Origin of the sequence: Mesorhizobium sp. L2C084A000, from assembly GCF_000502875.1 — a bacterium.
In the GTDB taxonomy this organism is placed as follows: domain Bacteria; phylum Pseudomonadota; class Alphaproteobacteria; order Rhizobiales; family Rhizobiaceae; genus Mesorhizobium.
In genome coordinates, this window is record NZ_AYWX01000009.1 from 41,574 (window position 1) to 54,287 (window position 12,714).

Sequence of the window (12,714 nt, forward strand, 5' to 3'; positions counted from 1 at the left end):
CCCTACTCAGTCGCGTCTTCGCACGCAGCAAAATCAAAAACGAAACCGCAACCGAGAGGGAACGCCGCGCATCACGTATTCTGGCCTACTACCAAGCGGGGATCACGGATGAGGATGAGCTAGAACAGCTTTCTCGCCAACCGCTGGGAAGGTGACGATTAGTCTTCCTTCTTCAGAGCTTCCGCCTCATCTTTGAGCTTCGGCCAATCGGCGCCGTGCTTGCGAAGCAGCGTTCGGGCCTGCTTGGGATCAATGTCCGTGAGCTCGACCAGATGTTCGACCTCAAGTTCCTGGCCTTTCGCTACCCGGCTTGCTTCGTTCGCTTTTCGTTGCACTTCGACACCCACTGCTGAGACAACATGAACGAGCGCCGAAAGTGCGCGTTCCAGAACTTCATCAAAAAATGCGCGACACCGATTAAATCGCTCGGGTTGGGCCAAGTAGGGGACGGGCCATGGCCTTCTGCTGTGCCTTGCCGATTTCTTCCCTGTGGGGAACCGAAGCTTGCCTGTCGGTCGCAAATGGCGGCGGCATCTTCGTGCGACTGTGCGATCACGCGGCGTTCGGGTTTCCTCGCCGTTCATGCCATTCGATGTGCCGTCGCTCGGCAGCTTTCTGACGCGGCAAGTCCGGTGCGCACTTCACCTCATCAACTTGATCTGAAGCGAGATGCTCAGCCTCAGAATCCTGTCGCCGTTTTCGTTCCGCACTTCAACAAACACCTGCTGCCCGTCCACCTCAGCGAGTGCATCTCTCGTAAGGTCGATAAGGCCCTCGAAGCCCACGCGGCGCACCTCCTCCAAGCCGGCACATTCGATGCCGATTTGGTCCTTGATGACCACATCGTGTTCGCCACTATCAAAGAAAAACCGTGCCATCCGAGAGCTTCCGTCACCACTAAACTGCAGGGTTCCTTTGGTGCAGGTAAGTCGTGTCGAAATCACCTGCATGAGTGAGGCCAAGCCAATCCAGAACATGCACTCTTGATCCTGTGGTGGCGATGAGGCCTCTACGTCGAAGTTCCTGAAGCATTCGGTTGACGTGGACTGTGGACAAGCCCAATGCATCGCCAAGGGCTGCCTGGGTAATGGGAAGATCCGCGACGTGATCCTGGATGCGTCCAACCGAGCGCAAGCGAAAAATCAGTTCGCACAATATGTGAGCCATGCGCGTGTATGCCTCACGTCTTCCCACATTAGTGACCCATTCCCTGTAAATCGCTGCATCGATCAGGGTCGACCGCCAAAAAGCCGTCGCGATTCGAGGATGCTGTTCGCAAATGGCGCGAAGAGCGTCATGCCGTATGAAGCCCATTCTGGCCGGCGTGAGGGTCGAAAAGTTACAATCCATGACCGACAGATGCAGGCCGTGCAGATCCGGAATGTCACCAGCCACAAAGAAGGATGTGATCTGCCGTTTCCCGTCGCCGGTATGTTTGGTGGAACCGAGCAGGCCATCCAAAACGACAAACGAACTGACAGGACGGTCCCCCTCACGCACCAAGTCATAGTTGGCCAAAAAATCCTTCTCCTGGATCGGGATGCTCTTCAAAACGTCGATGTCGGTCTGTCGAACATCCGAGATGCTCAGGAGTTTGCGGATAAGTACATCCGAGGATGAGGTGGGAGACAAATTGGCTACCTAGCTTATGTTATTTATCGAACTTGCAATCGCGCTGAAAGTTCCGTGACATTACAGAGCGGCGGCGGAGAACGGGCCCGGTTCGGCGGGTGATTGGACCGCCGCACAATCGAACCCGCAGTTATGCCGCCCATAGGGGAGCCTGCGGAGCCACGCATTAACCTATGACATGGGCTGTGTTCGAAATTGTCGCTGAGATAACCATTGGCGCCAATTCGGCAAGGCTTTGACGTCCGCAACGGAACATATGCCCCAACTGGCGCTACGAGGTTGTTCCGCCGAGACAATCTGCAAGCACCTTGGAGCGGCAATACAGCTCCTGGCGCTCCGCTAAGCTCCGCTATTTGAAACAGTGGCTGGCTCACGCACGAACTTCATCCGCGGCGGCACGGCGAATGCCGTGAACCGCTCAGCCAGTCTGTCGAGGGCTTGGCGCATGCCAACTCCCGCAGCTGGCGCTCCGTGTCCGCTGATCACCATCTGCGGCTTCAGCGCAGCCAGTTGTTTCACGGATTTTTCCGCCGCATCCCAATCCGGTGTGAAGTAGCGCGGTGGACCATGCATCTCCAAGTCCTGAACGGCGACTTCATAGACCGACTCCTGACCCGTGGTGATGAAGGCGTCCCCAGCGATCAGCGAGCGGTCTTCTTCGCGCCAGAGAGAGACATGCCCCGGCGCATGCCCGGGCGTGTGCAGCCAGCGCCATCCGGGCATGCCGGGGACCGATCCGTCGGCCGGCAAGAGTTGCAGGCGATCTCCGAGATCGATTGGGCCACGAGGAAAGAGTGGCGAAAGCAGCGCTATCAGGCCGCCCCCCCCCCAAGGATCAGGCGGTGGATAGGACCCGGTTCCGTCCAAATAGGGACGCTCGAGCGGGTGCGCGAAAACGGGCGCATCCCATGTGCCGGCCAGATCCACAACCGCTCCCACATGGTCGAAATGGCCATGGGTCAAGATGATCGCGGCGGGCCGCGCGCCGGCTCCAAAGCGCTTTTCAGCGACCGCCAGGATGCTGCTTCGCGACGTCGGCAAACCCGTATCGATCAGGACCCAGTTTCGATCTCCGCTGCCGGGAGCGCCGAAGAACACGACATTCACGATTGTCAGCCGCAAATAGGCCAAATCCGGCGCGATGCTCCAGACGCCGTCGCCACGATCCTCGCGCCTGGCATGGTCGATGTCGGAAAGTCGAATCTGAACGGTCATGCTGTTCCCTGCCTCCGTTGTAACCGCTGGACAATCGATGACGGCTCGGTCCCGAACTTGCCTCGGCGCACCTTGTTCCCTGGCTCCTGTCTGCTCCACCGGCTCGGTGGGCTCGATCGGGGAACAAAGGCTCGACCATCCGGGTTTGGCCCTGAGTAATACACTGGACGATGGTGCAGCATGGCAAATGAGAAGGGGTTGCCGCATGAGCGAAGCAGCACAAAGCGATAGCGATGGCTTGACTTCGATTGCGGGCACGTCGGCGTTCGCCAGTTTTTTCATGGCTGGCTTTGAGTGCTCGTCGCACCGGCGCAAGGACGGCGTTCGCCTCGATCTTATCCGCGCGACGTCGCATTATTTGCATGCCCTGGGCGACTACCGCGGTTGCGCCGAACTCGGTCTTCGTACCATCCGCGACGGTTTGCGCTGGCACCTCATCGAAACCGCTCCTGGGACCTATGACTGGTCAAGCTGGACGCCGATGGTCGAAGCAGCGCAATCGGCAGGTGTCCAGGTCATCTGGGACATTTTCCACTACGGATCTCCAGACCACGTTGAACAGGGGTCGATGCATTTCATCGATGCCTATGCCTCGTTCGCTGCGGAAGCTGTGAGGGTCCATCGTTCAATCGCCGGTACAGCGCCTCTGTTGTGCCCAATCAACGAAATTTCGTTTTTCGCCTGGGCTGTTGAGGTCGGGTATTTCCCGCGCGTCGGCCCGAAGAAGCAGGGATGGTTCAAGCGGCACCTCGTGAAAGCTGCAATAGCTGGCGTTCGGGCAATGCGGGAGGTCGATCCCGCTTGCAGATTTGTCTGGGCCGAGCCGCTTATCCACATTGCTCCTCGCGACCGAACGCGGACCGAATGGCGCCGGGCCGAAAATGCCCGTCTCGGACAGTTCGAAGCTTACGACATGCTGCTGGGCCGGGCAGAACCAGAGTTGGGGGGCAGCGAAGATGTTGTCGATGTCGTTGGCCTGAATTTCTACCCACACAATCAGTGGTACCTAAACGGGCCGACGATTCCGATGGGGCATCACGAGTACCGTGCCCTATCGGAGATGCTGATTGAGGTCGCGCGTCGATACGGCAAGCCGATGTTCATCGCCGAGACCGGCTCCGAAGGATCGGGCGGGGCGGCTTGGCTCCATTATGTCTGCGACGAGGTGCGTGCCGCAATCGGTCTCGAAGCGCCGATCGAAGGTATTTGCCTATACCCGATAACCGCCTATCCGGGCTGGGACAATTCGCGGCATGCGGAAGTGGGATTGTTTTCGGTCATCCAGGCGAACGGCAGCCGACATGTCCGCACGCCCATCGCGGATGAATTGGCCCGCCAGCAAACTTTGTTCGCGGCGAACCCGACGCGTTAAATACATCAGCGGCACGAGGACTGTTGCGAGCGCCTGTTGGCGCCGCGTTGCCAGGTCCGATGCTCCCAAGTACGTCTAGGTGGGGAGCTACAGCGCCCCTTCGGCCAACGACGCCTTCCCCGCGCTCGCCCATTCCGGGACGCTCTTTTGGATGCGGGCGAAGGTTGCCAGGGCCTGCCCGACCACTTGATCCATGTTGTAGTAGCGGTAGGTTGCCAGGCGGCCGACAAACCACACGTCGGGACAGGTTGCGCCGAGCGCTTCGTAACGCTTGTAGAGTTCTTCGTTTTCGGCCCGCGGCACCGGATAGTACGGGTCCCCGATATCGGTGGGATATTCGTAGGTCAGGCTGGTCCGCGCGTTCTGCTGGCCGGTCAGATGTTTGTACTCGGTGATGCGGGTGTAATCTTCCGTCTGGGGGTAGTTGACGACGGCAACCGGCTGAAACTGCTCTTGGTCGAGGGTGACGTGCTCGAAACGGAGCGAGCGATAAGGAAGACGCCCGAGCTGCCAGCCGAAGTATTCGTCGATCGGGCCGGTATAGATCAGGCGGTTGAATGGTATCTCGTCACGAATTTCGCGGAAGTCGGTCTGCAACATGACCTTGATGTTCGGATGGTCGAGCATGCGTTCGAACATTCTCGTGTACCCGCCGGCCGGCATCTTCTGGAAGCTGTCGCTAAAATAGCGGTCATCACGGTTGGTTCTGGTCGGCACTCGTGCCGTCACTGATTTGCTCAGTTGGCTAGGATCGACGCCCCATTGCTTCCTGGTGTAGCCACGGAAGAATTTCTCATAGAGTTCGCGTCCCACTGTGCTGACGACGACGTCCTCGGCCGTTCGTACGTTCTCTACGGTTTCGCGCCGCGACGCGAAGAACTCCTCCAATTGTGCGGAATTCAGATCAAGACCATAAAGCCGATTCACCGTGTCGAGATTGATCGGGATGGGAAGCAGTTTCTCATCCACGGCCGCCAGCACCCTATGCTCGTATGTGCGCCATTCCGTGAACTGCGAGAGGTAGTCCACGATCGAATGGCTGTTGGTGTGAAAAATATGTGGCCCATAACGATGGATGAGGATGCCGGCTTCATTATAGCAATCATAGGCGTTGCCGCCGACATGGCTGCGGCGGTCGACCAGGAGAACACTTTCGTGGCGCTGGGAGGCTATCCTTTCAGCAAGCACGCTGCCGGCAAATCCCGCGCCGACGATCAGCCAATCGAACATGGCTATGCACTCCTGCGGAGAGGGATGACCTTCTTACCTCGATAGGCACGCTCGATGTGAGCGGTCATGCCACTCCATGTCTTTTGCCAAGACATGTCCGCAAGATAGGCGTCGACTTGCGGCAGGAACGTCTCACGAGGTCGCAATAGAATGGAGCGCAGCTTGATTTCCAGATCGTCACTGTCGGCGATTTCCACCAGTCCAGCAGCGCCGTAGCTGCGCACAACGTCAACGATTGCCGTCGAGATCACCGGGAGACCGGCCGCTAGGAACTCTGGCGTCTTGGTCGGACTGATGAAGCGGGTCGCTTCGTTGAGTGCAAACGGCATCCAACCGGCATCCCAATGGCGCATATAGTGGGGCAGGTCGCAGTAGGCCTTCGCGCCCAACCAATGCAGGTTTTCGGCTCTGGGCAGGGTTGCGGGGTCGATCTTGACGACCGGGCCAAGCATCACGAAATGCACGTCCGACATAGTCTCCGCCGCCTGCGCTACGAGCTCGACGTCCAGCCGCTCGTCGATAACTCCGAAATATCCGACCCTCGGATGAGGAATGCCGGCCTGGTCGGTTGGCTCCTTTCCTGGGCGTCTCGCAGTGTGAAAGTGCTTCACATCGATGCTGCTAGGAAAAGGGAAGATCGCGTGATGCAGGTGACGCTTGGTCTCGAACAGGCTTAGGCCTCCGGTGAAAACGAGATCGGCGCGGCGCAGCAGGGCCTTTTCCATCTGCCCCAGCTCGGGCGGCGCATTCTTGAATGCGGAGAGTTCGTCCATGCAGTCATAGATGCATATGTCTGGGTCGAGGTGCTCGGTGAAGCGCAGAGCCATCGGCGTGTAGTACCAAGCGATCAACCGGCTGTGCGGCATTGAAGCTATGATCTGCTGGACAAATCTCCGCTGGACGGCATCTGCTTTCGCGGCCGACATGCCGAGCGGAAGCACTGGCGTCACAATTAGAATGCTTGGCGCTGCCTCGCTCGTCCGCATCAGCGGCTGTGGCAGGTCTTCGAAAACAGGCTCTTCGAAGTAGACCACTCTCTGCTGCATGGAGGCGAGACTGAGGATATGTTGCGGGCGTTGATGAACGAAATTCCACCGCAAATGGGAGAAGCAAACCAGTAGATTTTCCCTGCCAGCGCGGTTACTGGCGACTGCCCCACCCAAGGCTGCTTCCATTGAAGATTTCCTTCCTTTAGTCTGTCGTTTATGTTCCGACTAACATTTGTTAGTCGCGGACGGGAGAGAACTAAACTTCGTTCCCGTCTCCTAACTTTCAACGAGGTGAGTTGTTCCAAGGTGAAATGGAGCGCCTTCAGTCGCCGCTCGATAGACGAAAGCGAGATCCGCTCGCTGAGTCGAGAACGGCTGTCGTGTGTCGGCGGCTTTGAGGCGCGGGGCGACTGGGGAATGCTTGTGGAGAACGGCATTGCCGTATTTGCGTTGAACTTGTCGGCTATAAAATGTGCAGAACATCACGTTGATTCGCCTGCATGACTGGCGACTCGGTTTTGGCAGGGCAGGATTCCGGGGCTGATATGAAGATCGACTTTGCGACCAATGTTTTTCCGTTGTTTCATCCGCAGAGCGTGGATGATCTCAAAGACCCGTGCCCTGTCTTCGATGGCAGTCTGTGGCACGTCTTCGGCTCAGGTGGCACGGTGACCACCGAGACGTGGAGGATCCTTCATGCCACGGCGCCCGACCTCTATGGACCGTGGACCGAGCATCCGCCGATCGAACTTCCTATCAACGGGAGTGGTGTTGCGGCGCCCGGTGTTATCCACGAGAGCGGCGTCTTTCATATGTTCATCCAGACCGAGTTCATGAAGTCTGGCGGCCGGTGCGAGCACGCGGTTTCCAATGACGGATTCCAGTGGGTGGTTCTCAGCCCGGCGATCCTTGCCATCCCGGACACCGAGGAGGACGGCATTTACGATCCGCATCCCGCAGTCATTGGCGGCAAGCGCTATCTCGTCTATTCAGCCATGCCAAAATTCACCAGGGTGCCGCAACCCGACATCTACCTCGCACGGAGCCAATCCGACTCGTGGTTCGGTCCCTGGAAGCGGATCGGCAAGATACTCGACCATAATGATGTTCCTCACCACAATACGAGAGAGGATCCCGACTATGAATGGGGCATAGAAGGCGCACAGCTGGTCGAGTTGCCGGACGGTCGGGTGCTTCTCAATGCCACTTGCTTTCTGCCGAATGGACTTCGGGGAAACCGGCAACGCGTGTTCTTCGCCATCGCTGATGACGTTGCTGGACCTTACGTATCGATCGGCCCGGTGCTGGAGCCAGGCCAGCCGGGAGAGAACGGCCACTCGACGGTGATGATCGAAGGCAGCCAACTATCGTTGTTTTACCAAAGCCGGGTCGCCACGACCGATCATCGGTGGCGCTACGGCCTGGCCAGATGCGACGTCGCCCTGTTTTCCAAGGTCGCATGATCCCCGGTGCCAATGGGCACCCACGGCGTAGACCGACTGGACGGCTCGCATTGCGCAATGAGCTTCCGTAGCTCGAGACGTTCCGTCGGGAAGCCTGCCGGAATTAAACGTTCCTCCTACGGAACAATGCGTCCGAGCTGAGGTTCGGCTGACTTCAAACCAGGAGTCAGCCATGTATTACACCGACAAGAAATTGCAGTACCCGGTTCGTGTGGAAACGCCGAATCCAGTCTTTGCCCGCGCGTTGCAGCAGGCCATAGGTGGAGTAGAAGGCGAGATCCGCGTCGCCTTGCAGTATTTCTTCCAGGCATGGGGATGCCGCGGACCGGCCAAATACCGCGACCTGTTGTTGAACACGGCGACCGAGGAACTCGGCCATATCGAAATGCTGGCGACTGCGGTCGCCCTCAATCTAGAGGGTGCACCACTTTCGCTGCAGGAGGACATCTCGTCGGACACGGTCGGCGGCTCGGTCCTCAACGGGATGAACTTCCGCCATATCTTGTCGACCGGCCTGGCCGCACTGCCTGAAAACGCCAACGGCGTTCCCTTCAATGCTTCGCATGTCTATGCCAGCGGCAATCTTGCCGCGGATATGGTCGCAAACGTCACCGCGGAAGGAAGCGGCCGCGTACTGGCTACCCGCCTGTACAACATGACCAACGATCCCGGCATGAAGGACATGCTGTCCTTCCTTATTGCGCGCGACACCATGCATCAACAGCAGTGGCTCGCGGCGATCGAAGACATGGGCGGATTGAACGCGTCTCTGCCGGTCCCCAACTCCTTTCCGCAGGAGAAGGAGCATCAGGAGGTATCCTATGCCTTCATCAATTGCTTCGTCGAAGGTGTCGAACCAGCGCGGGGACGTTGGAGCGAAGGACCGTCGATAGACGGAAGGGGCGAGTTCTCCCTTGTTGCCGCTGCGCCAATGGGCGAGGAGCCCATGCTTTCGCCGCCAAGGCCAAGTTCAGGCGCCCAGAGCGAGCAGTTGATCGACAGGCAGGCAGCCGAATAGGCTGTCTTAGCAATACCGAAGGCTGCCGGCACTGGCTGTCTCCCCCTTGGCGCTTCTCGCTGACTCGGCCGCACCCGGTTATATCGGCCAATTGGCGCTGTGTACGAGAGACAGCGCAGCTCATTCGTGTTGGTGTGTGCCTGACGAGCTCTCCATTTTCAGCTTAGCTATAAATGCTTCACCTAATGGAACATCGGAGGTTCCACGAAGTTGGGAGCCACGGAGGACGTGCACATGAACAGTGTTATCTATCTTATCGGCCTTATCGTTGTCGTGCTCGCGGTCCTCTCCTTCCTCGGTCTTCACTAGGTGGCCCATGCAGCGTGAGAACGATCAGGGCGGACAGCCCACCGATTTTGACAAGGCGAAAAGCGACGTTTCCGACAGGCTTCGCCTGGAACAAGAACGTGCCAGCGAGTTGCTCCACGACGCGCGTGACACGGTGACCCGTAAGGCTGGCGACTATGCATCTGAGGCCAGGGATGTCATTTCCGACAAGGCGGAGGAAGCTCAGCGCGACATCGGATCGAGTCTGGCGGCGCTGGGCGGCGCACTGCGCGCAGCCAGTGACCACCTGGCCAACAACGATGAAAGGAACGCATCGAAGTTCGCATTGGATGCCGCCGGTGGCTTGGAGCGGCTTTCATCGTCATTGAAACAGAAGCCGTTCGGCCAGGTCCTGGAGGACGTGCAGTCCTTTGGCCGGCAAAATCCCGGTGTCTTGCTTGCCGGATCGGTATTGGCCGGATTGGCTTTCGGGCGGTTCATCAAGGCTTCTCCGCCGGCGGGTCCTGAAGCAGATCAGGGAGCGTCGGGAGACATCACGTCCAGCCAGGCCGCCGATTGGTCCGCCGACAGTTCCCAGAATTTCGACCTTCTAGGCGAGGATCCGGCCACTCAGAATGCGGAGCAAGACAGATGAGCACACAGGACAATACCAGCCTTGCCGGGCTGGTGACGGACCTGGCCCAGAACGTCACCACGCTGGTGCAAACCGAAGCCAGGCTGTTTCGGGCAGAGCTCTCTGAAAAGCTTACCAAAGCCGGAGCAGGTGCCGCGGAAGTACTGGGCGGCGCGATCTGCCTGCTCGCCGCGCTAGTGGTGTTGCTGCAGGCACTCGTTATCGCACTGACGCGGGCAGGGCTTGGCGCGGGGTGGTCTTCCCTGCTGGTCGGTGTGGTCGTGGCGGTCCTCGGCGTCATCCTGCTGCGGACCGGGATGGCCAGCATGGCGCCTTCGGAACTTACCCCCGACCGGACCCAGGAACAGCTCAAGCGCGATGCGAGCGTGATCAAGGAACAGGTGAGATGAAAGAGAAATCCGCAGCCGAACTTGAACGCGAGGCNCAAGCGCGATGCGAGCGTGATCAAGGAACAGGTGAGATGAAAGAGAAATCCGCAGCCGAACTTGAACGCGAGGCAGAGGCAGCCCGCGCCCGGGTGATGGAGACCGCCGAATCCATTCGAGGCAAGATGACGCCGGGACAATTGCTGGATGAGTTCACCGGGCTGTTTTCGGGAGGGGAGAGCTCGGCCATGCTCAGCAATCTCAGAACACAGGTCCGAGACAATCCTTTGCCGGTCACCATGGTGGGCGCGGGTCTGGCTTGGCTAATGTTCGGCAGCGGTACCTCAAACATGGCCCACGGTTCGGCTGGCTACCCATTGCCTCCAGCGCCGGGACGACATGATGAAGGGGAGCGCGGCGGCTTCGGCGGCACGCTCTCCGATGCCGCGGATTCGCTCTCATCGAGCGCTACCAGCGTCGGCGATACCATATCGAGCACCGCAAGGGCCGCTGCGGCGGGTCTGACGGGAAGCGCTGCCAATGCAAGCTCGATGACTGGTGACATGGCGGCGAAAGCCAGCCGCTCCGCGCAAGATCTGTTGGAAGACCAACCCTTGGCCGTAGCGGTCGTCGGTCTCGCTATCGGCGCCGCTATAGGTGCAATGCTGCCGCATACCACAACGGAGGATGAGCAACTAGGCGCCTTTGGTGACAAGCTTCGCGACACCGCCGGAACCATGCTGGACAGGGGTCTCGATGAGGCCAAGCAGGCCGCCGCCGACGCCTATGAAACCATCAAGCAGGAAGCTGGCCGGCAACATATGGAAGCAGACACGATGGCCGATCAGCTCGGCGAGATCGTGAAGTCCACAGCAGACGAGACCGAGCGTGCCGTGCGGGAACGGATTTCCGATCCGTCTCAGCGCCAAACTTAGCTTGATAATCCTGGATCAACGATAAGTCGGTCTCTTCGAGAAAGGGGTCGGCCTGTCCGTCGAACGGTGAACCGCTCGAGTCATTTCAGAGCGTAGAGGTAGGCCGCGATATCGCGCGCCTGCTGCTCCGTGATCCGTGTCGATGGCATGGCCGTGTGCGGATCGATTTCCCTGGCCGATCGTATCCAGCGGATCAGGTTCTCTGGATTGTTGGCTAGCCCGCCGCCGATAAAGACGCGGCCAGCAAGACTGGCATCCAGGCGAGGACCGACCTGCCCTTGCGCGCCCGGCACGCCCGTAATCGTATGGCAGCCGGAACAGCCATTCGCAGTCATGATCGGCAAGGCCCTCGCAGTGTCACCGCCCGTGGCCGCCTCCGCCTCGTGGCGGACGCGCGCGGCCCGATCGGACCACCAGGTCATTCCGGCCACGGCCGCGACGAGCAGCACTAGCGCGGCGATGACGGCGGCAAGCAGTTTAGACAAGCTCGTACGCATGCGCCGCCTCCCTCCTTCCGCTCGCCTTGATCCACAACGCGGCCAGCAGCAGCGCTGCGCCGCCATATATCAATCCAGCCGGAACCCACATCACCAGCCCGGCAAGTTGCTGGTCCTCCAGGGGGCTCAAATTCCACAGTGCCGCTCCCACGGCGTTCTCCGGGTACCAGAGGCGCGGCGAGAGCAACAGGAGGACGCCGAGCAGCCCGGTATGCAGCGAGGTGACAAAGAGGTGCATCACTGCGCTCCCGTAGGCATGCTGGCGGCCGGGACGCGGCAAGAGGACCCACCAGAACAGCAGCCCTGTTCCGAAGAAGCTCGCGTGCTGTGCATAGTGCAGCACGCCGCGTTCGAGCGCGGCCTCGAACAACACCGGAATGTGCCAGATCCATATAGCAATGCCGTGGATAATGGTCGCGCTGATCGGCCGCGTTGCGAAGGCCCAGACCATCCTCAGCCAATTGGCGTGTCCTGCAATTCCCAGAATGCGCCGGAACCGGATGGGTAGGCCCCACATCAAGGCCGCAGCCGGGCAGGCAGAGACCAACAGCGGCGCCGCCACGGCCATCAGCAGTTCATGCTCGATCATATGCGCCGCAAAGACCTGCTCGCCGAGCATATGAATCGGGCTGACCAATGCGGCTGTCAACACGCCCCATCCGGCCGTGAACAGCAGAGCCTGGCGCAGCCGCAACGTCCTGCCGCGGCTGCTGCGCCGCCAAAGCCGGCTCGCGCCAACGACATATATCAAGGCAAGCACGGCGAGTGGCAGGGTGATGGGCAGCGCGAACGTCCACCCGGCCCCGGGCGCGCCGGCGCCGTAGCAGATGGAAGTAGGGAACAGCGCGTCCAGGTTCATCGCAGGCACTCATCCAGGATCAGCGCCGCGCTGCCTTGCATGAGGATCACAAGCGCAAACAGCAACGCCGACAACATCCCGAGATCGGCGACGAAGCGCTCTGTGCCGCGCGTACGCTCCGGTTTGAATCCGGCACCGCCTCGCCGCTTCGCCCGCCACGACAGCGCCCCGCCGAGCAGCGACAACAAGACGAGCAGCAGCGCCACGGGAAGCACGA

15 protein-coding genes are annotated in these 12,714 nt (G+C 59.7%); 6 read left to right on the top strand and 9 right to left on the bottom strand.

Features of this window, described 5'->3' with window-relative positions; genetic code table 11:
• Positions 1–158: 158 nt before the first annotated feature.
• From X735_RS1000000169295 to X735_RS148005, 4 genes are all read right to left on the bottom strand, one after another.
• Positions 159–440 carry a hypothetical protein gene (locus X735_RS1000000169295; protein ID WP_164893089.1) on the bottom strand — a complete coding sequence of 94 codons (282 nt, stop codon included), beginning with the start codon at positions 438–440 and terminating at the stop codon, positions 159–161.
• Positions 441–641: 201 nt separating this feature from the next.
• On the bottom strand, positions 642–878 hold the full coding sequence (locus X735_RS148015; protein ID WP_023811913.1) for a hypothetical protein: 237 nt from the start codon (positions 876–878) through the stop codon (positions 642–644).
• Positions 879–897: 19 nt separating this feature from the next.
• Positions 898–1,632 (bottom strand): Crp/Fnr family transcriptional regulator, encoded by a 735-nt coding sequence (locus tag X735_RS148010; RefSeq protein ID WP_023811914.1) that lies wholly within the window; start codon positions 1,630–1,632, stop codon positions 898–900.
• 339 nt (positions 1,633–1,971) lie between these two features.
• Complete coding sequence (locus X735_RS148005) at positions 1,972–2,847, bottom strand: MBL fold metallo-hydrolase (RefSeq protein WP_023811915.1); 876 nt, start codon at positions 2,845–2,847, stop codon at positions 1,972–1,974.
• 205 nt (positions 2,848–3,052) lie between these two features.
• Between X735_RS148005 and X735_RS148000 the strand changes: the two genes are divergently transcribed.
• The gene (locus tag X735_RS148000; protein WP_023811916.1) at positions 3,053–4,219 is read left to right on the top strand and encodes a hypothetical protein; all 1,167 of its coding nucleotides are present in this window, start codon (positions 3,053–3,055) and stop codon (positions 4,217–4,219) included.
• A gap of 87 nt (positions 4,220–4,306) precedes the next feature.
• Here X735_RS148000 and glf read toward each other — a convergent pair whose 3' ends face one another.
• Together glf and X735_RS147990 are read right to left on the bottom strand one after the other, a co-directional pair.
• Positions 4,307–5,449 (bottom strand): UDP-galactopyranose mutase, encoded by a 1,143-nt coding sequence (gene glf, locus X735_RS147995; RefSeq protein ID WP_023811917.1) that lies wholly within the window; start codon positions 5,447–5,449, stop codon positions 4,307–4,309.
• A gap of 2 nt (positions 5,450–5,451) precedes the next feature.
• A complete protein-coding gene (locus tag X735_RS147990) occupies positions 5,452–6,624 on the bottom strand; it encodes a glycosyltransferase (RefSeq protein WP_023811918.1) in 1,173 nt (390 codons plus the stop codon).
• Between the two features lie 359 nt (positions 6,625–6,983).
• On the opposite strand from X735_RS147990, the gene X735_RS147985 reads away from it, so the two are divergent.
• From X735_RS147985 to X735_RS147960, 5 genes are all read left to right on the top strand, one after another.
• Complete coding sequence (locus tag X735_RS147985; protein ID WP_023811919.1) at positions 6,984–7,901, top strand: hypothetical protein; 918 nt, start codon at positions 6,984–6,986, stop codon at positions 7,899–7,901.
• Between the two features lie 172 nt (positions 7,902–8,073).
• Entirely contained in the window at positions 8,074–8,919 is an 846-nt protein-coding gene (locus tag X735_RS147980; RefSeq protein ID WP_023811920.1) for a manganese catalase family protein, read from the top strand.
• Positions 8,920–9,235: 316 nt separating this feature from the next.
• On the top strand, positions 9,236–9,841 hold the full coding sequence (locus X735_RS147970; protein ID WP_023811922.1) for a hypothetical protein: 606 nt from the start codon (positions 9,236–9,238) through the stop codon (positions 9,839–9,841).
• Positions 9,838–10,230, top strand: coding sequence for a phage holin family protein (locus X735_RS147965; RefSeq protein WP_023811923.1), 393 nt, complete (start codon positions 9,838–9,840; stop codon positions 10,228–10,230). The genes X735_RS147970 and X735_RS147965 overlap by 4 nt, the downstream gene beginning before the upstream one ends.
• Positions 10,227–11,141: a hypothetical protein gene (locus tag X735_RS147960; RefSeq protein ID WP_245273234.1), complete on the top strand. Its 915-nt coding sequence runs from the start codon at positions 10,227–10,229 to the stop codon at positions 11,139–11,141. Before X735_RS147965 ends, X735_RS147960 begins: the two co-directional genes overlap by 4 nt.
• An 80-nt stretch (positions 11,142–11,221) precedes the next feature.
• On the opposite strand, the gene X735_RS147955 is transcribed toward X735_RS147960, so the two are convergent.
• From X735_RS147955 to X735_RS1000000169845, 3 genes are read right to left on the bottom strand one after another with little or no spacing between them, the layout of a single operon-like run.
• Positions 11,222–11,638, bottom strand: coding sequence for a cytochrome c (locus X735_RS147955; protein ID WP_023811925.1), 417 nt, complete (start codon positions 11,636–11,638; stop codon positions 11,222–11,224).
• Positions 11,619–12,497, bottom strand: coding sequence for a cytochrome c oxidase assembly protein (locus X735_RS147950; protein ID WP_023811926.1), 879 nt, complete (start codon positions 12,495–12,497; stop codon positions 11,619–11,621). Before X735_RS147950 ends, X735_RS147955 begins: the two co-directional genes overlap by 20 nt.
• Positions 12,494–12,703: a hypothetical protein gene (locus X735_RS1000000169845; RefSeq protein WP_245273235.1), complete on the bottom strand. Its 210-nt coding sequence runs from the start codon at positions 12,701–12,703 to the stop codon at positions 12,494–12,496. The genes X735_RS147950 and X735_RS1000000169845 overlap by 4 nt, the downstream gene beginning before the upstream one ends.
• Positions 12,704–12,714: the final 11 nt, after the last annotated feature.